This window comes from [Clostridium] scindens ATCC 35704 (genome assembly GCF_004295125.1).
Classification (GTDB): domain Bacteria; phylum Bacillota; class Clostridia; order Lachnospirales; family Lachnospiraceae; genus Clostridium_AP; species Clostridium_AP scindens.
Genome location: NZ_CP036170.1, coordinates 38,963 through 62,368 on the forward strand (window position 1 = coordinate 38,963; position 23,406 = coordinate 62,368).

The following is a 23,406-nucleotide window of genomic DNA, read 5'->3' on the forward strand; positions in this document are numbered from 1 at the left end:
AGAAAAGGAAGATTTGTATGAAGACAAAACGTGAAGACATTCGTAATATAGCCATTATCGCCCATGTTGACCATGGAAAGACGACGTTGGTAGATGAATTATTAAAACAAAGCGGCGTATTCCGCGAGAATCAGGAAGTAGAAGAACGCGTCATGGACTCCAATGACATCGAGCGAGAGCGCGGCATTACCATCCTGTCGAAAAACACTGCCGTATACTATAAAGATACGAAGATCAACATTATTGACACTCCCGGACACGCCGACTTCGGCGGGGAAGTAGAACGCGTCCTTAAGATGGTAAACGGCGTCATCCTCGTGGTGGATGCTTTCGAGGGCGCCATGCCTCAGACCAAGTTCGTACTGCGCAAGGCACTGGATCTGAATCTCCCGGTCATCGTCTGCATCAATAAGATTGACCGTCCGGAAGCCAGGCCTGATGAAGTCATTGATGAGGTTCTGGAATTATTCATGGACCTGGATGCCTCCGATGACCAGCTGGACTGTCCTTTTATATACGCTTCTGCCAAATCTGGAATTGCAGTCTTAGATCTGACGGATGAAGAAAAGGACATGAAGCCTCTCTTTGAGACGATCCTGGAATATATTCCGGCGCCGGAAGGCGACCCGGACGCTTCCACTCAGGTATTGATCAGCACCATCGACTACAATGAGTATGTAGGCCGTATCGGCGTAGGAAAGGTAGACAACGGCACGATTAAAGTGGGAATGGATGCAATCGTTGTCAATGAGCATAATCCCGATCGTCAGGAAAAAGTCCGCATCAACAAACTCTATGAATTCGACGGCCTGAATAAGATAGATGTAAAGGAAGCTTCCATCGGCTCCATCGTTGCCATCTCCGGAATTGCCGATATCTCCATCGGGGATACCATCTGCTCTCCGGAAGAGCCAAAGGCGATTCCATTCCAGAAGATCTCAGAGCCGACTATCGCGATACAGTTTATCGTAAATGACAGTCCTTTTGCCGGCCAGGAGGGAAAATACGTTACCTCCCGGCATCTGCGCGACCGCCTGTTCCGGGAATTGAACACGGATGTAAGCCTCCGTGTAGAAGAATCCGACAGCACCGACAGTTTCAAAGTGTCCGGCCGTGGCGAGCTGCATCTGTCCGTCCTGATCGAGAACATGCGCCGGGAAGGGTATGAATTCGCGGTCAGCAAGGCGGAAGTCCTGTATAAAAAGGATGAACACGGCAAATTATTAGAACCAATGGAAGCTGCATATATTGATGTGCCGGATGAATTTACCGGAACCGTCATTGACAAGTTAAGCCAGAGAAAGGGAGAACTGCAGGGCATGGGAACCACAGGCGGCGGCTATACCAGATTAGAGTTCAAGATTCCTTCCCGTGGACTCATCGGCTACCGGGGAGAATTTCTCACCGATACCAAGGGGAATGGAATCATGAATACCGCATTTGACGGGTATGCGCCTTATAAAGGGGATATCCAGTACCGCAAGCAAGGCTCCCTCATCGCTTTCGAAACTGGCGAGTCCGTAACCTATGGCTTATACAGCGCCCAGGAACGAGGCGTGCTCTTCATTGGACCAGGCGAAAAGGTATATTCCGGAATGGTAATCGGTGAAAATGCCAAGACGGATGATATTGAAGTGAACGTCTGCAAGACCAAGCATCTGACCAACACGCGTTCATCCAGCGCCGATGAAGCGCTGCGTCTGACTACGCCTAAGGTCTTAAGCCTGGAAGAAGCGCTGGACTTCATCGACACCGACGAGTTATTGGAAGTAACCCCTGAGAATCTAAGGATCCGCAAGAAAATCCTGGATCCGAAAATGAGAAAAAGAGGAAATAAATAATGACATTTTTATGGCTGTTAGAAGGAATCCGGACTCCCTTCTTAGACCAACTGATGCAATTCATCACATATTTTGGCCAGGAAATCATCATCATAGCGGTTATCTGTGCACTGTACTGGTGCGCGGATAAGCGCTTTGCTTATCTGCTTGGCTTTACTTATTTTACGGCCGGACTGTGCGTGCAGTCCTTAAAGATCACCTTCCGTATCCCAAGACCCTGGGTGCTGAATCCTGACTTCCATGCGGTAGAAAGCGCCATCCCCGGCGCCACAGGCTACTCTTTTCCCAGCGGGCATACGCAGGGCGCTACCTGCCTGTTCTTCCCTCTGGCGCTAAAAACAAGGAAGTTCTGGACAAAGTTTCTGTGTATATTGGCATTCCTTTCCATTGGATTTTCCAGGATGTACTTGGGCTGCCATACGCCCAAAGACGTGCTTGCATCCATGGGTATCTCTCTTCTGGTATCTGCCCTTATCTGGCACTTCCAGGTTTTTTTCCTGGATGATGCAAGGCACTTGAAACTGATCGCCGCTATCCTGGCCGGCCTTTCCCTGGCTGTTGCCGCCTATTCCCTGATCCTGATGGGAAATGGCACGATTGAAGTCAAATATGCAGCAGACTGCTGCAAGGCCGCCGGAGCAGGACTTGGGTTTGCCATCGGCTGGTACGTAGAACGTACCCGTCTGAATTTTGACACCCGCACTGGGAATATCTGGTCCCAAATATTGAAACTGGCCGCTGGTTTAGCGGCTGCGCTCATAATCAAAGAAGGCTTTTCGCTTCTCTTCGGAAGTTCTATCTTGGCAAAAATGATGGAATATCTTATACTGGTGTTGTGGGTATTGGTAATCTACCCTTATCTATTCAGTAAACTATTGAGGAGAAATGTATGAGACACTATGTAACGATCTTTTTGAAACGGCTGGCCGTAGTACTGGAATTCGTCATTTCCATCATGCTGGCCATCGGTATCGTCCTGCTGTGCCTTCGCATGGCTACTTCTTTAAGCAGCATCCCTAATCTGGATGTCTGGCCTAATTATGATGACCTGCTGGAAACCTGCTTCAACCTGATTATCGGCGTTGAATTAATACGGATGATGTATTCCCATACGCCAAGCACGGTATTCGAGGTTCTGCTTTTTGCGATCGCCCGCCAGATCATCGTAGACCACTCTTCTATCTGGAGCAGCCTGGTGGGCGTATGCGCCATTGCCGTACTTTTTGCCACCAGAAAATTCCTGTTCTGCGAATTTGACATATCCGATGAAATCATCTTTAGGGCAAGCACCAGAATCAAGACCGTCAATAAAATACTGGGCATTGACATTCCCTACGATGGCGCAAAAACCCTGTACGAGATTATCACGAAAAAGTTCGAAGAATATGAAATCGAGACTGGCGTAGGCGCCTGCGTATACTTTTCTGACTGCGGCCTCAGGGTTGCCAAAATGCATGATGGAAAAATTTCAAGAATTGAGGTGATACGTGCTATACATTAATGTCCAAACATGATATACTACATATATCAGATAGATCATCGGTCTGGATATTAATTGTCAGACTTTATCTTCTGAAATTATGTCGAAAAGGAGTTGGGCATCATGAAGTTTATCATTATCGGAAAGAACATCGATGTAACACCCGGCTTAAAAGAAGCCGTAGAAAACAAGTTAGGAAAGTTAGAGAGGTACTTTACTCCTGATACGGAAATCCACGTAACCTTAAGCGTACAGAGAGAACGCCAGAAAATCGAAGTAACCATCCCCGTAAAGGGCGGCATTATACGTTCCGAGCAGGAAAGCAGCGATATGTATGTATCCATCGATCTGGTTGAAGAGGTAATTGAGCGTCAGCTTCGCAAATATAAGAACAAGTTAATTGCAAGGCACCAGGAAGGAAGTGGCAATTTCAAGCAGGAATTCTTTGACAGTGGCGAGCGTTCCGAAGATGATGGCGAGATTAAGATCGTCCGCACCAAAAAATTCGGATTCAAGCCAATGTATCCGGAAGATGCCTGCGTACAGATGGAACTTCTAGGACATGATTTCTTTGTATTCTGCAATGCAGAGACCGATGAAGTAAATGTTGTATACAGAAGGAAAAATGGAACGTTCGGCCTGATCGAGCCTGAATTTTCCTAAAATTCCAAACATTATATTCTAAATAATAATATTCAGGGGATGTCCCCTCCTATGGTTGACCCGTAGGAGGGGACATCCCTTTTCTTGTCCTCCTGATGAAAAAATCTTCTTTTTCTCAAAATAAAACAGAAAAATTATTCAGTCCCTGTCTAAATCATCAAAAATAAGTAACTTTTTTCATTTTTTTTAGAAGAATTTTTCAATAGAATTACAGAAAAGCAAGCCAATGATAAAGGAGGAAACCACATGAAAGATATTATGAAAATTGCCAACAGCATTCCCATGTGGATTGCGTGCGGCACGGCTGTCATCCTGGTAATCGTCCAGGCTGTTATTTTCGCAAAGTCTTCATATAAGGCAGGCGAAAAAATCGGACTCACCAAAAAGCAGATGCGCGGAGCTATCAGAAGCAGCGCGATTACTTCGATCGGGCCTTCCATCGTTATCCTGAGTGGAATGCTGTCTCTTCTCATTACAGTCGGCGGCCCGATGGCCTGGATGCGCCTGTCCATGATCGGCTCAGTCATGTTTGAATCCATGGCTGCCGGGTTCGGAACCAGTTCCGTCGGCGTTCAGCTAGGCGCAGATGCTATGACCGAACTTGCCTTTGGTATGGCCGTATGGACAATGATTCTTGGTTCCATTGGATGGGTCATCGTCTCTACATTTTCCGCGAGCCGTATGGATAAAGTAGAGAAGAAACTATCCGGAGGGGATCCAAAGATGCTAACAGCCATATCTGGCGCAGCAATCCTGGGTGCTTTCTGCGCCCTCTCCTCTTCTCACCTTACAAAGTTAAATAAGAACTCCATTGCCTGCGTGCTTGGTGCCGGGATTATGGCAGTCCTTTTGATACTGGGTGAAAAAAAGAATATTAAATGGCTTGGAGAATGGGCGCTGACCATCTCGATTCTCGGCAGCATGATTATAACAGCGATTATATAAGGAGGTACCACATGGATAAAAAAGATTTATATTTTGAAAAAGAGTATATGCCTCACATGAACCGGATTGGCAAGATCACTGGATACTTAGGCGTGCTGCTTTCATTCGCGCCGGCCTTCATCCTGGCCGTAGTATATGGAATATTTCCAAAGCCGGCTGCCCTTCTAACTGCTTTCGTATCTATTGCAAGCGCTGTAGGCGTGTTATGGTTTGTTGAGCCCATTTCCTATTTTACGATCCTGGGACCCGTAGGCACTTATATGGCCTTTCTATCAGGAAACATATCCAATATGCGGCTGCCCTGCGCAAGCATGGCTCAAATATCGGCTGATGTGGAGCCCGGCACAAAGGAAGGCTCCATTATATCGACTCTGGGAATGGCGGTCTCCATCGTTGTCAATGTCTCCGTGCTAACAATCGGAGTCATTCTCGGGAGTTCCGTCTTATCCATGCTTCCCTCCAAGGTCACGGAAGCCCTGAATTATTTGCTTCCTGCACTGTTTGGCGCTTTACTGGTACAATTTGGCATGAAGCAAAAAAAACTCGCGCTGACAGTCCTTATCTTTGCGTTGATCATCTGCACGGCGATTGACGCTGGCTTATTTAACTGGCTTCCCGGCTCAAGCAATTATCTTGGGATTCTATCTTGTGTATTCTTAAGCATTGTAGTATCGGTAATCACTTATAAAAAAAGTAAAGCATCCAGAAGCGCCGAATAGGAGGAATTTATTATGACAAAACAGAATCTGTTCCGCACCACCGATGAACTTGCTCCACTATGCAGTTCCATGTGCAAAAAACTCTGGGAAAATCCGGAATGCGGGGGATATGAAAAAGAATCTGCCGATTATCTGAGAGGCATTCTAAGGGATGAGGGCTTCATAATCGTAAATGAAGAAAAACTAAAGCACGCATTCTATGCAGAATATGGAAGCGGCAAGCCTGTCATTGCCATACTTGGCGAATACGACGCTCTGCCAGGCCTTTCCCAAAAAGTTGTCGCCCACAAAGAGCCTGCTGCAAAAGGCAAAGCCGGCCAGGCCTGCGGGCATAATCTGCTTGGCAGTGGTTCTGCCACGGCAGCAATCGCTTTGAAGCGTTATCTGGAAGAAGAAGAAGTCTCCGGTACGATCCGTTTCTATGGCTGTCCCGAAGAGGAATTATTAAGTGGAAAAGTCAAGATGGCCTACTTTCATATGTTTCATGGCTGTGACCTGGCAATCAGCTGGCATCCCATGTGCGCAACTGTCGTTTATGACGAGGGGTATCTTGCCAACGCATCCGTCAAATTCCACTTCAAAGGAAAGACTTCCCATGCTGCCTTTGCTCCGGAACGCGGGCGAAGCGCGCTGGATGCGGTCGAACTGATGAATGTAGCCAGCAACTATCTAAGGGAGCATATCATTGACAAGGCGCGGATCCACTACACTACTGACAGCGGCGGGCTTCCTCCCAATGTGGTTCCGGATCATGCCAGTTCCTGGTATTTTGCAAGAGCTCCTTACATGAGCCAGGTAAGGGATATCCTTCGACGATTGGAACTGAATGCACGGGGCGCAGCCATGATGACAGAAACGGAAGTGACTGTGGAGAAGGGCATTGGCTGCTATGAGATGAGGTGCAATCATGCTTTTGCAGACCTTACCCACAAAAATATGGAAGAAGTTGGCGCATTGGAATATACGGAAGAAGAAAAGGAATTTGCCGGAAAACTGCAGGAAACTGTTGATGAAGCCACCCTAAGTTCAGAGCAGAAGCTATACGGCGAGCGCGAGGAGGCATTAGCCTCCGGGATCTACCCGAGAGACTTCTGGAAGCAGGCCACGCTTAACGGCTCCTCCGACAGCGGCGATATTAGCCAGATAATGCCGATGAATATGTTTACTACTCCTTGCTGGCCCATCGGATGCGCCCCGCATACTTGGCAGGCCGCGGCCAGCACAGGCAGTTCCATAGGAGCAAAGGGCGCTCTACATGCGGCAAAGATCATTGTCGGAATCGTCTATGATCTTCTTAATGATCCGGAAGCCACAGAAAAAATCATGCAGGAATTCAGGCAGTTGGAAGATAATGGCTATCAGCCCATGTTCGAAGAATAATCAAAAAATAACGGCCTCAGCCGCAAATCATACGGTCTCTTGACAGCCATCGGGCCGGATGATACACTTTAACCATGTAAAGTGGAACAGGATATGATGAATGGAATAAGGAGGAAGAACTATGGGAATCGCGATACAGGATCTGCTTGCACTTGAATTTTTTAAAGACTTTTACGTTGTCGCCGGTAAAAGAGGCTTGGGCAAAGAGATTCAAGGCGTTACCGTATTAGATGCTCCTGATTCCTTTTACTGGACAAAAGGCAAGGAACTGATTCTCTCTAATGGATATGTACTTTTGCAGGAACCTGAGTGTCTTCGAAAGGGGTTCCGGGATGGCGTGCTTCAGAAATGTTCTGGCATGATGCTTAAGCGCGAGCGCTATCTGGAAAAGATTCCGGATGATATCTGCCAGTTATTCGATCAATATAATATTCCTCTGATCAGTATGCCCTTTTATGTTCCATACATGGATATTATGAATCAGGTGAATACAGCGGTCATGAATCGTACGATCCGAAGGTTCAGAATCAACAGTAGCAGTTCATTCTCCTTATCCAACTTGACTTATAAAGAGCGGAAAATCAAAAGAATCCTTCAGATGGTAGAAGCAGAGATGCATTTCCCCGCGCTTCTTTATGATATCAATGAAAAAACCAGTTTCTACAGTTCCGCAAATTTTCGCAAGATTTCGGAAGGGTACGGTCTGCAGGATACGGACTACTGGGAGCCGTCCCAGACATTTACCAGGCACACATTGTGTGACTACATCCAGATGGCCCGCTATCGTCTGGTAAGACCATCCGAGGAATCGGATGCACGCGTCAGCTGGATATTGATTCCAATCTCTGTAAATAACATAGACCAGGCATACTTTGTTGTCATGGAATCCCGGGAACTGCTGGATTATTATGATGAATATTCCATTCGTATTGCCTATCTCCTGCTGCAGGCTGTCTATGAACAAATTATCGTAGCACAGAATATAGGAAATATAGGGTTCGAGAATCTGGTTCATTATATTCTGGATTATCATGACCCAGATCCGGAAAAATTGGTCTATCAGGCCAATATCCAGGGAATATCCTTATCATCCAGTTACATTTACGTCGTATTCCGCCAGCATAGCCCAGAGTTTTCCCTTCGCGAGAAAAGGAAACCATTTATGGAACTGTTTTCCAAAACGAAACTGTCCGCGCTCGCGAGAATGGTCTTCCTTGATGAAAATGAAGGGGCTTTCTTAATCCGGCAGCATTCAGATCAAAACTTGAATCTAGTCAAGATCAAAGGCCTGCTCAAAGATTTCCGCCAAAAAGTTATGGAACTGTATCCGGAAGCGGATCTGTACTTCGGCGTAATAATCAAGCCTGGAATCCTCTTGGAATTAAAGGAGAGCATAGCGAAATGCAGAAAACTGATAAATATGGGCCAGTACTTATGCCCAGATGACTTTATATGGGATTATGATAGCCTGGGGCCTCTGACCTGGCTTCAAATACCGGAGAAAGAACTGGAGGACTTGCTAGGCACATATCGCCTGCTTCTAAAAGATGAAAAGAATGCAGAACTACTCAGGACATTAAAGGTATATCTGGAAAACAACATGAATTACAGCCTTACTGCCGAGAAATTATATGTACATATCAATACCATACGTAACAGGATTGATAAAGTAAACCAATTACTGGGCATCGATTGGGATTCCCCTCTCAACAGAATGAAATGTGAGATTTTGCTTCAATATTTAAAGCTTTGATACATGTCCGTATTCCTGGGTACTGATGGGGAGCATAGCCTCCCCTTATTTTTATACTTGATCCAGAATTACAATCTCTCCCTGCACTTCTGCAAAATAGCACTGCTCTCCTTCTTCCATTCCTGCCTGCCCATTGGTTCCCTCGCGTATCTCGGCCTTGACGGCTTCCAGAACATCGAGAGGTACCAGCGCGGCTATTTCCACCTTATCCGTATAGATAGAATCCAGTATCTTTATGCCCCTCTGCCCCAAAATATACTGGATTTTCCCCAATCCCGCATAATCCGTGGCAAGCCGAAGTTTAACTCCGGGATTTTTGGTTATAATCACTGATGAGGCCAAACCTTGTTTGGCTGCAGCTGAATAGGCACGGACCAGCCCGCCGGTACCAAGCAGCGTCCCTCCAAAATATCTCGTTACCACTATGGCAGCATTATGAATCTCCTCTCCAATGAGAACATCCAGCATGGGCTTTCCCGCGGTACCTCCGGGCTCACCGTCATCGCTGTACCTTTGCAGTTCATGATTCTCTCCAATGACATAGGCATAGCAGTTATGCGTGGCATTCCAGTACTTCTTCTTCATTGCCTCGACGAACTTAAGCGCCTCTTCTTCCGAATGGACCGGTACCACAGTAGCGATAAAGCGGGATTTCTTCTCAACGATCTCGCCCTCGCCGCCTTTGTATACCGTCTTATATTGTGATAGCATATGGTCACCCTTTCATACAATACATAGTCGTTATACCTATTACTATACCGAATTTCTTAAGATTTTCCTACTGAAATATGAAGTTTTCATTTTTTTCTTTATTAAAGCCTGTTTATTTGCTATAATGACTTGGTATGAAGGAGGCCTGAACTCATGAATTATGGTAAGAAAAAAGCTTCTCAAAAGCAGAAAAAAATAACGTCGAAATCTGCCATGCAGGGAAAAAGAGTCGGCGTACGGCTTTTCAAGGCATTTCTACTCTGTCTTGTAGTTGTGGCCGTTATCGGAGTAATTGGCGGCGGCATTTTCGTCAAGAAGATCATTGCCGATACTCCAGACGTGTCTCCGTCTGACGTAAAGCCAAAAGGGTTTACTACTTTTGTCTATGCCGATGATGGTTCCACCGAGATTGAACGTTTCGTATCTTCTGGTTCAAACCGTGTATATAAGTCTATTGACGAGATACCTAAGGATTTGCAGCATGCATTTGTAGCAATCGAAGACGAACGTTTCTACGACCACAATGGTATTGATCTTCAAGGTATCGCCCGTGCCGCAGTCGTAGGAATAACTTCCGGAGATTTCTCCGAAGGCGCGAGTACCATTACACAGCAGTTGATTAAGAATAATGTATTTCCGAATTTCACCAAAGAAAAGACTTTCTATGACAGGCTGCAGAGAAAACTTCAGGAGCAGTACCTTGCACTGCAGATTGAAAAACAGATGGACAAGGATGAGATCCTGGAAAGTTATATGAACACCATCAACCTGGGCCAGAATTCCTTGGGCGTACAGGCTGCCGCCAAGAGATACTTCAACAAAGACGTATCTGAACTGACACTGTCAGAGTGTGCGGTTATTGCAGGTATTACCCAGAATCCGACAGAATACAATCCGATTACCAATCCGGAGGACAACCAGAAACGCCGGAACAAGGTTCTGAAAAATATGCTGGAGCAGGGATACATTAAGCAGGCCCAGTATGATGAAGCTATGGCGGACGATGTATACGCCAGGATCCAGACGGTCAACAGCACAGCCGGCGAAGAAAGCCCATACAGTTACTTCGTGGATGCCCTGGCAGAACAGGTCATGAAGGATCTGCGCGAGCAACTGGGATATACGGAGACCCAGGCCTATAATGCCGTATACAGCGGAGGCTTGAGCATCTACTCCACCCAGAATATGGGAATCCAGCAGATCTGTGATGAAGAGATGAATGATGACGCCAACTATCCTGGCCTGAAAGAATACGGCCTGGATTATGCCCTCACCGTTACAAGGGCGGATGGTTCGGTAGAGAACTACAGTTCCGGCCACATTAAGCAATATGTTAAGAATACCTATGGCAAGGAGCAGGGACTTCTGTATTCCAGCGAGGAGGAAGCACGTGCCATGGTGGAAGAATGGAAGACGACGATTGCCCAGGAGGGGGATGCCTATGACGAGGTCATCAATATCACTCCACAGCCTCAGGCCGCGGTCACGATTATCGACCAGTCAACCGGCCAGATCAAAGCCATGGTAGGCGGGCGCGGAGCCAAGTCCACAAGTCTTGGATTGAACCGTGCCTATGGAACCGGCAAGACGGGTTCCAAGAGGCAGCCCGGATCCTGCTTTAAGATACTGGCATCCTACGCGCCGGCACTGGATGCCTGCGGTAAGACGCTGGCAACCGTCATCGAAGATGAGCCTTACACATTGAAAGGTGGACAGGTTCTTAGAAATGCAGATGGCAATTACCGTGGACCCGTTACGATCCGCAATGCCATTGCCAAATCCGTCAACGTGTGCGCAGTAAAGCTCAGCGACGAGATTACCCAGGAATTAGGCTTTGAGTATTGCGAGAAATTTGGCATTTCGACCCTTGTAAAAAGCAAGGAAATTAATGGCGGCATCTACAGCGACCTTAGCCAGACTCTGGCTCTTGGAGGCATCACTGACGGCGTTTACAATTACGAGATGTGCGCTGCCTATGCTACGATCGCCAATGGCGGCGTATACAATACGCCTACTCTGTATACGAAGATTCTGGATCACGATGGCAATGTGCTGCTGGAAGGAACCGGCGAAAAGCGTACGGTTCTTAAGGACAGCACCGCTGCTCTTCTGACCAGCGCGATGCAGACAGTTGTGGAATCCGGTACAGGTACAGCATGCCAGCTGCCGAACATGCCGGTTGCAGGCAAGACTGGTACGACCACTTCCAATAAGGACTTGTGGTTCTGCGGCTTCACCCCATACTACACATGCGCAGTATGGGGCGGCTACGATGATAACAAAGAATGCAACTATGATACGAACTTCCGGTTCCGCCTGTGGAAAGGCATCATGAGCAGGGTACACGAGAACCTGGAGCCGAAAGAGTTCGCAATGCCATCCTCGGTAGAGCAGAAAACCGTATGCTCCATTACCGGAAAACTTGCAGTTGCAGGCAACTGCCCGGCAATCACTGAGTATTTCGCAACCGACACAGCTCCGACAGAAAGCTGTCCGGGCCACGGCAGTACCGGCGGCAATACGGATGATGAAAAGACGGATGATCCGGATAGCGGAACAACTACGCCGACCACGCCAACCGATCCGAACTCCGGCGGCACGACTCCTCCTAACGGCGGTGGTGGTGGCGGTAATACTCCAACACCTACTCCTCCTGACGGCGGTGGTGGTGGCGGTGATACGCCAACACCTACTCCTCCTGACGGCGGCGGTGGTGGCGGCGAGGGTGGCACTACTCAGTAATTACGAATTAGCAATAAAGAAAGAAAAAATCAGCAGAATCCCAAACGATTCTGCTGATTTTATTTTCTTATATGATTCCAATTCTGAACTTTCTGCCACAATCTATAGAATCAATTTAGCCGCTCCACAGATTCCCGCGTCATTTCCCAGCATCGCCAGCACCAGCCTGGTATCTTCATTGGCAAAAAATGCCCGTTCCTTGAACGCTTTCTCCACATACTTAAGCAGGATATCCCCGGCCTTTGATACTCCCCCGCCAATCACGATGACGGAAGGATCTGTAATCGCTGCCAGATTAGCCAGCGCGTGTCCCAGATATGTGCCGAACTCTTCCACGATCTCTTCTGCAATCTTATCTCCCTTTTTCAGTTCATCAAACACGGCCTTGGCACTAAGTTTACGGTCCCTGAGGGAAGAAGGCGCATCATCTGCCTTCAGGCGTTTTCCCGCCAGCCTGGTGATTCCAGTGGCGGAAGCGTATTGTTCGAGGCATCCCCGGTTGCCGCATCCGCAATGATCCTCCTCTTCATAGTTGACGCAGATATGTCCAATCTCTCCGCCCGCTCCGTGGGCGCCCACCACTGGCTGTCCATTCACGATGACTCCGCCGCCCACGCCGGTTCCCAGCGTGACCATGATCAGATTTTTCTCTCCTTTGCCTGCGCCCAGCCACATCTCGCCTAGCGCAGCCATGTTGGCATCGTTGCCCACCGCAACCTTCATCTGCGTCAGGTCTTCCATCTCCTTGCGGACTTCCTTATATCCCCATCCAAGGTTTGCCGTATTCTGGACAATGCCCTCGGCATTTACAGGGGCAGGAATGCCAATCCCGATGCCCGACACCTGCTCCTTTCCCAGTTTCTTTTCCTCCATCTTCTGATTCAAGGAATCAGCTACATCCGGAAGGATCGCCTCGCCTTCCTGCTCGGTTCGGGTCTTAATCTCCCACTTTTCCAATAGTTTTCCTTCAATCATAAAGAGACCCATCTTGACTGTGGTTCCTCCGATATCAACTCCAAAACAATACTCCATTCCTGCATATCCTCCTATTTCTTTGCCAGATTCTGCTGTACGCGCTTATACAGTTCCTGGGCCGCGTTGTACCCCATCTTCTTCTGCCTGTGGTTAATAGCTGCTGTCTCGACAATGATTGCCAGATTACGTCCCGGCCGGATCGGCAGCTGGTGACATACGACCTTGTTGCCAAGGAACTCTGTATACTCTTCTTCCAGTCCCAGACGGTCATATTCCTTCTCCCGGTTCCAATCTTCCAGCGTAATGACCAGATCAATATTCTGGGTCTCTCTTACGCTCTGTACGCCAAACAGGGTCTTTACATCCACGATGCCAATTCCCCTTAATTCAATAAAGTGCCTTGTAATATCCGGAGCAGAGCCCACCAGCGTCTCGTCGCTGACCTTGCGGATTTCTACGACGTCGTCACTGACAAGACGATGTCCTCTCTTAATCAGTTCCAGGGCCGCCTCGCTCTTACCAATTCCGCTCTCTCCCATAATCAGGACGCCTACGCCGTACACGTCCACCAGAACTCCGTGGATGGAAATGCAGGGGGCCAGCGCTACATTCAGCCAGCGGATGATTTCTGCCGTAAATTCCGAAGTCTGCTTCTCCGTTATAAACACCGGCACATTGGCCCTTGTCGCTTTCTCAAGGAGCATTGGCTCCGGCGGAAGATTCCTGCAGAAGATAATGCAAGGAATCTGATAGGACAACAATGTCTCATAAGTCTCTTCCTTCGTCTTCTCGTCCATCTTCTCCAGGAATGTATACTCAACATACCCGATAATCTGAACACGTTCCGAATCAAAATGCTCGAAGAACCCGGTAAGCTGCAGGGCCGGCCTGTTGATATCCGGAACCTCCACCTTCTTCTCCGTCAGATCCACATCCGGCGTAAGATTCTTGAGATTCATCTTCTCTACAACCTTCTTTAATCCAACTTTATTAGCCATAGCACTCTCCTTCATAACACTTAATTTGTACAAAATAACTGTGTTTATTATATCATATCAATGGAAAAAGTTATATACGTCCCTCGCTGATTTTTCATTCATGGACGGTAACTCCTTCAACTGCTCCACCGTAGCATTCTTGATGGCCTCGATATTCTCAAAATGGCGCATCAGATCTTTCCTTCTCGCCGGTCCTACTCCCGGGATGTCATCCAGAATCGAATGCACCTGTCCCTGGCTGCGCAGCTGCCTGTGGAATGTAATCGCAAATCGATGGGCCTCGTCCTGGATTCTGGTAATCAGCTTAAAACTCTCAGAATCCTTGTCAATGCTGATTTCCTCATTCTGGTAATACAGCCCTCTGGTTCTGTGGCTGTCATCTTTTACCATGCCGCAGACGGGGATATTAAGACGAAGTTTATCCAGTACCCGAAGCGCCACATTCACCTGTCCTTTTCCTCCATCCATTAGTATCAGATCCGGAAACAGGGTAAATCCTCCCATCTCCTTTCCTTCTTCCTTTTCTCTGAGTCCATGCTCAAAACGCCTGGTCAGGACTTCTTCCATGCTAGCATAATCATCTGCCCCCTGCACCCCTTTAATCTTAAACTTCCGGTAATCATTGCGTTTGGGCCTTCCTTTTTCATATACCACCATGGAACCTACTGACTCAAAGCCATTGGTATTGGAAATATCGTATGCCTCCATCCTCACGATTCCGGTAAGCCCTAGCAGTTTCTCCAGTTCCTTTACCGCGCCGATGGTTCTTCCTTCCTCCCGCTTCAGTCTTTCTTTATCCGTACTCAGAACCAGCTGCGCATTTTTTTTTGCCAGTTCCACTAATTTTTCCTTGGTTCCTTTCTTGGGCACGATCAGTCGTACCCGGTGTCCCCGTCTCTTTGTAAGCCATTCCTCAATAACTGCCAGATCTTCAATCTCCTCCGGAAGCATCAGGCGGGGCGGGATATATGGCGTCCCTGCGTAGAACTGCTTGATGAAGCTGGAGAGAATCTCGCTCTGCGTCTCTCCCTTTGCAATCTTGAGATAGAAATGATCCCTTCCGATCAGCCTGCCCCCACGAATGAAGAATACCTGCACCACCGCTTCTTCCTCTTCCACCGCCACAGCAAGTATATCCCTATCCTCCCCTGCCGTGTCCGTAATCTTCTGCTTCTGGGCGATCTTCTGGACGCTCGTCAGAAGTTCCCTGTATTCAATCGCCTTCTCGAACTCCAGCGCTTCCGAAGCTTCCTCCATCCTCTCTTCCAGTTCTTTTAAAATAATGTCATAATTCCCATTGAGAAAATGGATCACCTCATTGACAGATTCCCGGTACTCTTCCTGGGATATGTATCCCTGGCAGGGCGCCTTGCACTGGTGAATGTGATAATTCAGGCAAGGACGCTCTTTGCCGATATCCCGGGGAAGTTTCCGATTACAGCTACGGATCTGGTATAATTTGCGGATCAACTCGATGGTATCCTTCACTGCCCCTGCGCTGGTATAAGGGCCAAAATACTTAGACTTATCCTTCACCATCTTTCTTGCCAACATGACTCTTGGAAACGGCTCTTCCACCGTCACCTTGATAAACGGATAGGCCTTGTCGTCCATCAGCATAGTATTATACTTAGGCCTGTACTCCTTAATAAGATTACACTCCAGCACAAGGGCTTCCAGTTCGGAATCGGTCACAATATACTCGAACCTGCGGATATGGGTCACCATCTGCTCAATCTTGGCTCCTTTATTCCTGCTGCTTTGAAAATACTGCCGCACACGATTCTTCAAACTGATCGCCTTTCCCACATAGATGATGTTGTCTTTCTCATCATGCATGATATATACGCCGGGCTTTCCCGGCAATTTCTTTAATTCTTCCTGAATGTCAAACATGTCGTCTCCCTCAGCAAAAAACCAGAAGAAATCCGCCTGCTCCTGGCAGATCTTCCTCTGGTTCCATACGATAATCTATTCTTCCTCCTGTGCCTCGCCGTCAGCCGCAAGAGCAGGACTGCTCTCATCTACCGGATTCATAGCAATACGCTCCTCAGACTTCTTGGCAGACTCCGGATCGATCCCTTCCACTTCGTGGAAGATATTCATGAACTCCTTGCCTGTGATTGTTTCTTTCTCGATCAGGAATGCGGCAATCTTATCCAGAGAGCCTCTATGCTGGCTTAGCAGTCTCTTGGCTTCTTCATAGGCATCCTTCAGCATCTTCATGACTTCCTGGTCAATCTCGGAAGCCGTCTCCTGCCCGCAGTTGCTCACAGGCCTTCCGTCCAGATAACGGTTTTGGATGGATTCCAGGCCGATCAGGCCGAATTTCTCGCTCATGCCATACTGGGTGATCATGGCTCTGGCAACGTTGGTAGCCTTCTCAATATCATTGGCCGCCCCGGTAGTGACGGTGTCAAACACGATTTCTTCCGCCGCGCGTCCTGCCAGCATTCCCACAAGCATCGCCTGCAGTTCCTTCTTCGTATTCAGGAATTTCTCTTCCTCCGGCGTCTGCATGACGTATCCAAGAGCGCCCATGGTTCTTGGGACAATCGTAATCTTCTGTACCGGCTCGGCGTCTTTTTGAAGCGCGCTTACCAGCGCATGTCCAACCTCATGGTAAGATACGATCCTTCTCTCCTCCTGGCTCATAATCCGGTCCTTCTTTTCCTTGCCCACCAGGACTACTTCTACAGCCTCGAACAGATCTGCCTGGGAAACTGCCTTCCTTCCATTCTTAACGGCATTGATTGCCGCCTCATTGATCATATTGGCCAGATCAGAGCCTACCGCGCCGGAAGTTGCCAGCGCAATGGCTTCCAAATCAACCGTCTCGTCCATCCGCACATCTTTGGAATGAACCTTTAATACATCGACTCTTCCCTTAAGATCAGGCTTCTCCACAATGATACGCCTGTCAAAACGTCCCGGACGCAGAAGCGCCGGATCCAGAATCTCAGGGCGGTTGGTGGCTGCCAAAAGCACAAGGCCTTTATTGCTCTCAAAACCATCCATCTCTGCCAGCAGCTGGTTCAGAGTCTGCTCCCTCTCATCGTTGCTTCCCAGCTGGTTGTCACGGCTCTTGCCGATCGCGTCGATCTCATCGATAAATATGATGCATGGCGCCATCTGCTGCGCCTGCTTGAACAAGTCACGCACCCTGGAAGCACCGACGCCCACATACATCTCGACAAAGGCCGATCCGCTCAAGGAGAAGAACGGTACCTTCGCCTCGCCTGCCACTGCCTTTGCAAGCAGCGTCTTTCCGGTTCCGGGAGGTCCTACCAGCAGCGCGCCTTTTGGAAGCTTGGCTCCTACGCTGGTATATTTTCCCGGATTATGAAGGAAATCCACCACTTCCTGGAGGGATTCCTTTGCCTCGTCCTGACCGGCTACATCCTTGAATGTAACGCCGGTCTGCTTCTCTACATACATCTTGGCGTTGCTTTTGCCAACTCCCATCATTCCGCCGCCTTTAGACATCCTCCTGGTCATCCAGACAATCATGCCCACCAATAGCGCGATCGGAAGGAATGTAAAGATAATCTGGGCCACTACGGCAGAAGTAGTATCCGGTATCTCCTGCTCATACTTGACGCCAGCCTCGTACAGTTTGTCGGATAGGGTATCATCCTTTACAACGCCGGTATAATATTGCTTGGCTGGCCTATTATCACCCTTTGCCTTCTTCTGGGTTATCACGATCTTGTCGTTCTGGATTACGACTTTTTCTACTTTGCCTTTTTCCACCATCTTCAGGAACTCATCATAACTGACTTCCTTATCCCCTGTCATCCCCTGAAATTGATAGAGGGCCAGCACCAGGATGGTGGTAATTAACGTTACCAATATAATAAAAGATAAGCCTTGCTTATTATTTTTATTATTTTTATTTTTGTTATTCTGGTTGTCCATTTTATTCCTCCTGTATTACCCTTCCATTATACGGACAGCCTACTTAGAAATCAATAAAAACATTATGAAAAGATTGTAAACTTCCTATATCTTGTAGTATACTTGGTGTTGAAATGCTTATACTTCAAATAAACGATTTCAATAGAAAAGTAAGAGGAAAGTGTACATATGAGAATTGGATTTGACAATGAAAAATACCTTCAGATGCAGTCTTCCCATATCCGGGAGCGTATCGATCAATTTGACAACAAGCTTTATCTTGAATTCGGCGGCAAACTCTTCGATGATTACCATGCTTCCAGGGTTCTTCCGGGATTCCAGCCTGACAGCAAGCTTCGGATGCTCAAGCAGCTTTCCGACCAGGCCGAGATTGTCATTGTAATAAGTGCGGAAGATATTGAAAAGAATAAGGTACGCGGGGATCTTGGAATAACCTATGACTCCGATGTACTTCGGCTGATGGGCGTATACCGCGAGCACGGCCTCTATGTAGGCAGCGTCGTCATTACCAAGTTCAGCGGCCAGGAAAGCGCGGCCCTGTTTAAGAACCGCCTGGAAAAACTGGGCATCAAGGTGTACCGGCATTATGTTATCCCCGGATATCCTTCTAATGTGCCCTACATCGTAAGCGATGAAGGCTACGGGAAGAATGATTATATCGAGACCTCCCGCCCACTGGTAGTGGTAACTGCCCCCGGACCGGGAAGCGGCAAGATGGCCGTCTGCCTCTCCCAGCTTTATCAGGAGCACAAGCGGGGCATCTGCGCAGGATACGCCAAGTTTGAGACCTTCCCGATCTGGAATATCCCATTGAAGCACCCGGTCAACCTGGCATATGAAGCTGCCACTGCCGACTTGAATGATATTAATATGATAGACCCCTTCCATCTGGAAGCCTATGGAAAGACTACCGTCAACTATAACCGGGATGTAGAGATCTTCCCTGTGCTAAGTGCCATGTTCCAGCGCATCTACGGCGAGAGTCCTTATAAGTCTCCTACCGACATGGGCGTAAATATGGCCGGAAACTGCATCTGCGACGACGAGACCTGCAAGGATGCTTCGAGACAGGAGATCATCCGAAGGTACTACGACTCGCTCAGAAGGCTGCTGGAAGGCGCCTGCTCCGATGCGGAAGTCTACAAGATCGAGATGCTGATGAACCAGGCCGGCATCACCGTCCATGACCGCCCGGTAGTGGATGCCGCCCTGCAAAGGGCCAAGGAGACCGGCGCTCCAGCCGCGGCGCTCCAACTCCACGATGGACGCATGATCACGGGAAAAACCTCCAACCTGCTGGGCGCTTCCGCTGCCTTGCTTCTGAATTCCCTTAAGGTACTGGCGGATATTGACCATGAAAGACACGTCATATCTCCGGAGGCCATCGAGCCAATCCAGAAGCTCAAGACGCAGTATCTGGGAAGCAAGAATCCAAGGCTGCACACGGACGAAGTGCTGATCGCCCTGTCCGTCAGCGCCGCAACCGACCCTACAGCCCAGCTGGCCTTAGACCAGCTTCCCAAACTGAAGGGCTGCCAGGCGCATACCTCGGTCATGGTAGGTTCTGTTGACATGAAGCAGTTTAAAAAATTATCCATCCAGGCGACCTTTGAAGCAAAATATGAAAAAAGTTCTGTATTTTTCAATGACAGGGGTGTATAATCTTTAAGTATTTTTTTGACATGCTATGTAAACAGATTCAGCTAAGGAGGAAATTATGGCAGTTAAATACGTATTTGTTACAGGCGGAGTTGTATCTGGACTTGGAAAAGGAATCACGGCTGCATCCCTGGGGCGTCTTCTAAAGGCCCGCGGATATACGGTGACCATGCAAAAGTTCGATCCTTATATCAACATGGATCCCGGTACCATGAATCCTGTGCAGCACGGCGAAGTGTTTGTAACCGATGATGGAGCAGAGACCGATCTTGACCTCGGGCATTATGAACGATTCATAGACGAAAGCCTGGGCAAGAACTCTAACGTGACCACCGGCAAGATCTATTGGTCCGTCCTTCAGAAGGAACGCCGAGGAGACTTTGGCGGCGGTACCGTCCAGGTAATCCCCCACATCACCAATGAGATCAAGGATCGTTTCTACCGGAACCCTGCTGCAAAGAATACGGAGATTGCCATCATTGAAGTAGGAGGAACAGTGGGCGACATTGAAAGTCAGCCTTTTCTGGAATCCATCCGCCAGTTTCAGCATGAAAAAGGTCATGAGAATGTCATCCTGATCCACGTAACATTGATTCCATATCTGCGTGCATCCCAGGAGATGAAGACAAAGCCTACCCAGGCCAGCGTCAAGGATCTTCAAGGCATGGGTATCCAGCCGGATATCCTGGTATGCCGTTCGGAGTATCCTCTGGATGCCGGAATCAAAGATAAGATCGCTTTATTCTGCAATGTTCCATCCAGCCATGTGCTTCAGAACCTGGACGTTAAATATCTGTATGAAGCGCCCCTGGCCATGGAAGAAGAGAATCTGGCAGGCGTCGTATGCGAATGTCTTCATCTGGACTGTCCCAAGCCGGATCTTAAGGAGTGGTCGGAGATGGTAGACTACCTCAGGCATCCGAATACTGAAGTGACGGTAGCCCTGGTAGGAAAATATATCCAGCTCCACGATGCCTACATCAGCGTCGTGGAGGCCTTGAAGCATGGCGGCATCTATAGCCGCGCCACCGTCAATATCAAATGGGTGGATTCCGAGACCGTTACCGCCGACAATGTGGAAGAACTTCTGGGCGGAGTAAGCGGCATTCTGGTACCGGGAGGCTTTGGGCACCGGGGCGTTCCCGGCAAGATCGAGGCGATCAAGTATGCCCGCACCCACCATGTCCCCTTCCTGGGACTGTGCCTGGGCATGCAGCTGGCTATCGTAGAATTTGCCCGCAACGTGCTGGGCCATCGTGACGCGCACAGCGCGGAATTAGATCCCGATACTACGCATCCTGTCATCCACATCATGCCAGAACAGATTGGAATCGAAGATCTGGGCGGCACCCTGAGGCTCGGTGCTTATCCCTGCGTGCTGGATACTGATTCCAGGGCTTATAAGATGTATGGCAGGCAAGAAATCTCTGAACGCCACCGCCATCGCTACGAGGTCAACAATGATTACCGGGATGAACTGTCCGCTAACGGAATGAAGATCTCAGGCCTGTCCCCGGATGGCAGGATCGTGGAGATGATCGAGATTCCAGAGCATCCTTGGTTCCTCGCGACTCAGGCGCATCCCGAATTAAAGTCTCGTCCCAACCGGCCTCATCCGCTGTTTCGCGGCTTCATTGAGGCTGCCCTGGAATACGCAAAGCAAAACCAGGCGGTCACAGGCCAGTTCCTGAATCGAATATAGAAAAACCAGAATATAGAAAGCCTGCAGGGAAGCGGATGCTAATCATGCTGATTAAGCATCCGCTTCCCTGCAGGCTTTCTTGTTTGATGGATTCATTCAGTTCCTCCACATTGCGGTAAAAACGATTGCCAGAAGGCAGCAGCAAAACCAGATGCTTTTGATCCCAAGCATACCTGACATCACCGTGCCCAGCATTGCGCCCAGGATAAAAAGCGCGATAATCCCAAAGTAATGGGCGGCTTCAAGTCCTGTCCCTTGCTCTTTATTGATCAGGCATCGGAAAAGTTTCTCAGTCCCTGAACGCAAGTTTCCGGTACACATGGTGGTCGCATAAGGAAGGTTTTTGATCTTTCTGAAACTGTTGACTTGAAGGGAACATACGAAAGAGATCGTAACATTTACCACGCCATCAGGCATAGACGGCGGAATAAATCCTATGATCAAAAGCAGCAGCACCTCGATTGCTATGATCCAGTGCTCGTACATCGCGAATTCCCGGCTGGAGAAGTATTTTTTAAGGACCTCTGTGATAAACACTCCTATGGAAAACGCTATGATCGGAACCACATAGTACAACGCCTGCCTGTAGTCCCCGTCTGCCATATGGACGCCCAAAAGGACGATGTTTCCAGTCTGGGCATTGGCAAATACGCCTCCCCTCAGAATATAGGTGTATGCGTCCAGAAACCCTCCTACCACTGCAAGCAGGGCAGCGACCCGAAAGGTCTCATGAATCGGAATTGCTGTAATCTCTTGTTCTCGCTCCATCTTATCCGTATAGATTCTCCTTTACACACTTCAATGCTTCTGCAATCACCTGGTGCATATCATAGTACCGGTACAGTCCAAGCCTCCCGCCGAAAATGACATGCTCTTCCTTTTCTGCCAGTTCCCTGTATCTTTCATACAGCGCATTGTTTTTCTCGTCATTCATTGGGTAATATGGCTGGGCGCCCTTCTCCCAGGCGGCCGGATATTCTCTGGTGATCACGGTCTTTTGGATGGCCGGCGTCCCTGTGTTCCCATATCCTCCCTGGCATCCATATTCAAAATGCTTATGCTCGATGATCCTGGTATAAGGAATCTCGTACTCCGTATAATTTACTACGGCATTGCCCTGGTAATTTTCCATATCCAGTGTTTCCGTCTCAAACCGGAGGCTGCGGTATTCCAGTTCCCCATAGCAATAATCGTAGAAGGCGTCAATCATGCCAGTGAATACAATATGATCCGCCTCGCTTTCCAATATCTCCCTATCTTCAAAGAAGTCCACGCCCAGGCGCACCTCCACGCCTTCCAGCATCTTTTCTATAATCTGCGTATAGCCGCCGATGGGAATTCCCTGATATTGATCGTTAAAATAGTTATTGTCATACACATACCTCACCGGAAGGCGGCGGATAATGAAACTTGGCAGTTCGCTTGCCCGCTTTCCCCACTGCTTCTCCGTATATCCCTTAATCAGTTTCTCATAGATATCCCGCCCCACCAGGGATATGGCCTGTTCTTCCAGGTTTGCGGGCTCCTTGATGCCTGCCTCTTTGATCTGGCGGTCTATGATCTCCTTTGCCTCTTCCGGGGTCTTGATTCCCCACATTTTGCTGAATGTGTTCATGTTAAAAGGCAGATTATACATTTCATCCTTGTATCTGGCAACCGGACAGTTCGTATACCGGTTGAATTCCGCAAATTGCTGTATATAATCCCATACTTCTTTGTCCGAAGTATGGAAGATATGCGCTCCATACTTATGAACTTGGATCCCTTCCACTTCTTCCGTGTAAATGTTGCCTCCTACATGAGGCCTGCGATCAATCACCAGGACTTTCTTGCCAGCCTTATTCGCTTCATAGGCAAATATTGCGCCAAACAGTCCCGCCCCTACTACCAAATAGTCGTACTTCATCTTTGCATCTGCAC

At 48.4% G+C, this 23,406-nt stretch carries 18 protein-coding genes; 11 read left to right on the forward strand and 7 right to left on the reverse strand.

Annotated elements, in window-relative coordinates:
• Positions 1-17: 17 nt before the first annotated feature.
• From typA to HDCHBGLK_RS00230, 8 genes are all read left to right on the forward strand, one after another.
• Positions 18-1,841, forward strand: a complete 1,824-nt coding sequence (gene typA / locus HDCHBGLK_RS00195; RefSeq protein ID WP_004608334.1) for a translational GTPase TypA — start codon at positions 18-20, stop codon at positions 1,839-1,841.
• Positions 1,841-2,734 carry a phosphatase PAP2 family protein gene (locus HDCHBGLK_RS00200; protein ID WP_004608333.1) on the forward strand — a complete coding sequence of 298 codons (894 nt, stop codon included), beginning with the start codon at positions 1,841-1,843 and terminating at the stop codon, positions 2,732-2,734. Before typA ends, HDCHBGLK_RS00200 begins: the two co-directional genes overlap by 1 nt.
• Complete coding sequence (locus tag HDCHBGLK_RS00205; protein WP_004608332.1) at positions 2,731-3,342, forward strand: transporter associated domain-containing protein; 612 nt, start codon at positions 2,731-2,733, stop codon at positions 3,340-3,342. Before HDCHBGLK_RS00200 ends, HDCHBGLK_RS00205 begins: the two co-directional genes overlap by 4 nt.
• A 102-nt stretch (positions 3,343-3,444) precedes the next feature.
• On the forward strand, positions 3,445-3,984 hold the full coding sequence (gene hpf / locus HDCHBGLK_RS00210) for a ribosome hibernation-promoting factor, HPF/YfiA family (protein WP_004608331.1): 540 nt from the start codon (positions 3,445-3,447) through the stop codon (positions 3,982-3,984).
• A 246-nt stretch (positions 3,985-4,230) separates the two neighbouring features.
• Positions 4,231-4,929 (forward strand): DUF5058 family protein, encoded by a 699-nt coding sequence (locus HDCHBGLK_RS00215; protein WP_004608330.1) that lies wholly within the window; start codon positions 4,231-4,233, stop codon positions 4,927-4,929.
• An 11-nt stretch (positions 4,930-4,940) separates the two neighbouring features.
• Positions 4,941-5,648 (forward strand): hypothetical protein, encoded by a 708-nt coding sequence (locus HDCHBGLK_RS00220; RefSeq protein WP_004608329.1) that lies wholly within the window; start codon positions 4,941-4,943, stop codon positions 5,646-5,648.
• A gap of 12 nt (positions 5,649-5,660) precedes the next feature.
• Positions 5,661-7,028: an amidohydrolase gene (locus tag HDCHBGLK_RS00225; RefSeq protein ID WP_004608328.1), complete on the forward strand. Its 1,368-nt coding sequence runs from the start codon at positions 5,661-5,663 to the stop codon at positions 7,026-7,028.
• Positions 7,029-7,149: 121 nt separating this feature from the next.
• Positions 7,150-8,781 (forward strand): PucR family transcriptional regulator, encoded by a 1,632-nt coding sequence (locus HDCHBGLK_RS00230; RefSeq protein WP_004608327.1) that lies wholly within the window; start codon positions 7,150-7,152, stop codon positions 8,779-8,781.
• A gap of 51 nt (positions 8,782-8,832) precedes the next feature.
• Here the strand turns inward: HDCHBGLK_RS00230 and HDCHBGLK_RS00235 are convergent, their stop codons facing one another.
• Positions 8,833-9,492: a YigZ family protein gene (locus tag HDCHBGLK_RS00235; protein ID WP_004608326.1), complete on the reverse strand. Its 660-nt coding sequence runs from the start codon at positions 9,490-9,492 to the stop codon at positions 8,833-8,835.
• A 153-nt stretch (positions 9,493-9,645) separates the two neighbouring features.
• Between HDCHBGLK_RS00235 and HDCHBGLK_RS00240 the strand changes: the two genes are divergently transcribed.
• A complete protein-coding gene (locus HDCHBGLK_RS00240) occupies positions 9,646-12,234 on the forward strand; it encodes a transglycosylase domain-containing protein (protein ID WP_004608325.1) in 2,589 nt (862 codons plus the stop codon).
• A gap of 102 nt (positions 12,235-12,336) precedes the next feature.
• Here HDCHBGLK_RS00240 and HDCHBGLK_RS00245 read toward each other — a convergent pair whose 3' ends face one another.
• The 4 genes from HDCHBGLK_RS00245 to ftsH all read right to left on the reverse strand — a co-directional run bounded on the left by HDCHBGLK_RS00245 (position 12,337) and on the right by ftsH (position 18,125).
• Positions 12,337-13,266 carry an ROK family glucokinase gene (locus tag HDCHBGLK_RS00245; protein ID WP_004608324.1) on the reverse strand — a complete coding sequence of 310 codons (930 nt, stop codon included), beginning with the start codon at positions 13,264-13,266 and terminating at the stop codon, positions 12,337-12,339.
• A 14-nt stretch (positions 13,267-13,280) separates the two neighbouring features.
• Positions 13,281-14,207 (reverse strand): HPr(Ser) kinase/phosphatase, encoded by a 927-nt coding sequence (gene hprK, locus HDCHBGLK_RS00250; RefSeq protein WP_009249110.1) that lies wholly within the window; start codon positions 14,205-14,207, stop codon positions 13,281-13,283.
• A 57-nt stretch (positions 14,208-14,264) separates the two neighbouring features.
• On the reverse strand, positions 14,265-16,103 hold the full coding sequence (uvrC, locus tag HDCHBGLK_RS00255; RefSeq protein ID WP_004608322.1) for an excinuclease ABC subunit UvrC: 1,839 nt from the start codon (positions 16,101-16,103) through the stop codon (positions 14,265-14,267).
• A gap of 75 nt (positions 16,104-16,178) precedes the next feature.
• Positions 16,179-18,125: an ATP-dependent zinc metalloprotease FtsH gene (gene ftsH / locus HDCHBGLK_RS00260; RefSeq protein WP_004608321.1), complete on the reverse strand. Its 1,947-nt coding sequence runs from the start codon at positions 18,123-18,125 to the stop codon at positions 16,179-16,181.
• Between the two features lie 168 nt (positions 18,126-18,293).
• Here ftsH and HDCHBGLK_RS00265 point away from each other — a divergent pair, with 168 nt between their 5' ends.
• A complete protein-coding gene (locus HDCHBGLK_RS00265; RefSeq protein ID WP_009249112.1) occupies positions 18,294-19,787 on the forward strand; it encodes a DUF1846 domain-containing protein in 1,494 nt (497 codons plus the stop codon).
• A gap of 55 nt (positions 19,788-19,842) precedes the next feature.
• Complete coding sequence (locus HDCHBGLK_RS00270; protein WP_004608318.1) at positions 19,843-21,486, forward strand: CTP synthase; 1,644 nt, start codon at positions 19,843-19,845, stop codon at positions 21,484-21,486.
• Between the two features lie 96 nt (positions 21,487-21,582).
• On the opposite strand, the gene HDCHBGLK_RS00275 is transcribed toward HDCHBGLK_RS00270, so the two are convergent.
• Both HDCHBGLK_RS00275 and glf read right to left on the reverse strand, forming a co-directional pair.
• Complete coding sequence (locus HDCHBGLK_RS00275; RefSeq protein ID WP_004608316.1) at positions 21,583-22,254, reverse strand: YoaK family protein; 672 nt, start codon at positions 22,252-22,254, stop codon at positions 21,583-21,585.
• 1 nt (position 22,255) lies between these two features.
• Positions 22,256-23,392, reverse strand: a complete 1,137-nt coding sequence (gene glf, locus HDCHBGLK_RS00280; RefSeq protein ID WP_004608315.1) for a UDP-galactopyranose mutase — start codon at positions 23,390-23,392, stop codon at positions 22,256-22,258.
• Positions 23,393-23,406: the final 14 nt, after the last annotated feature.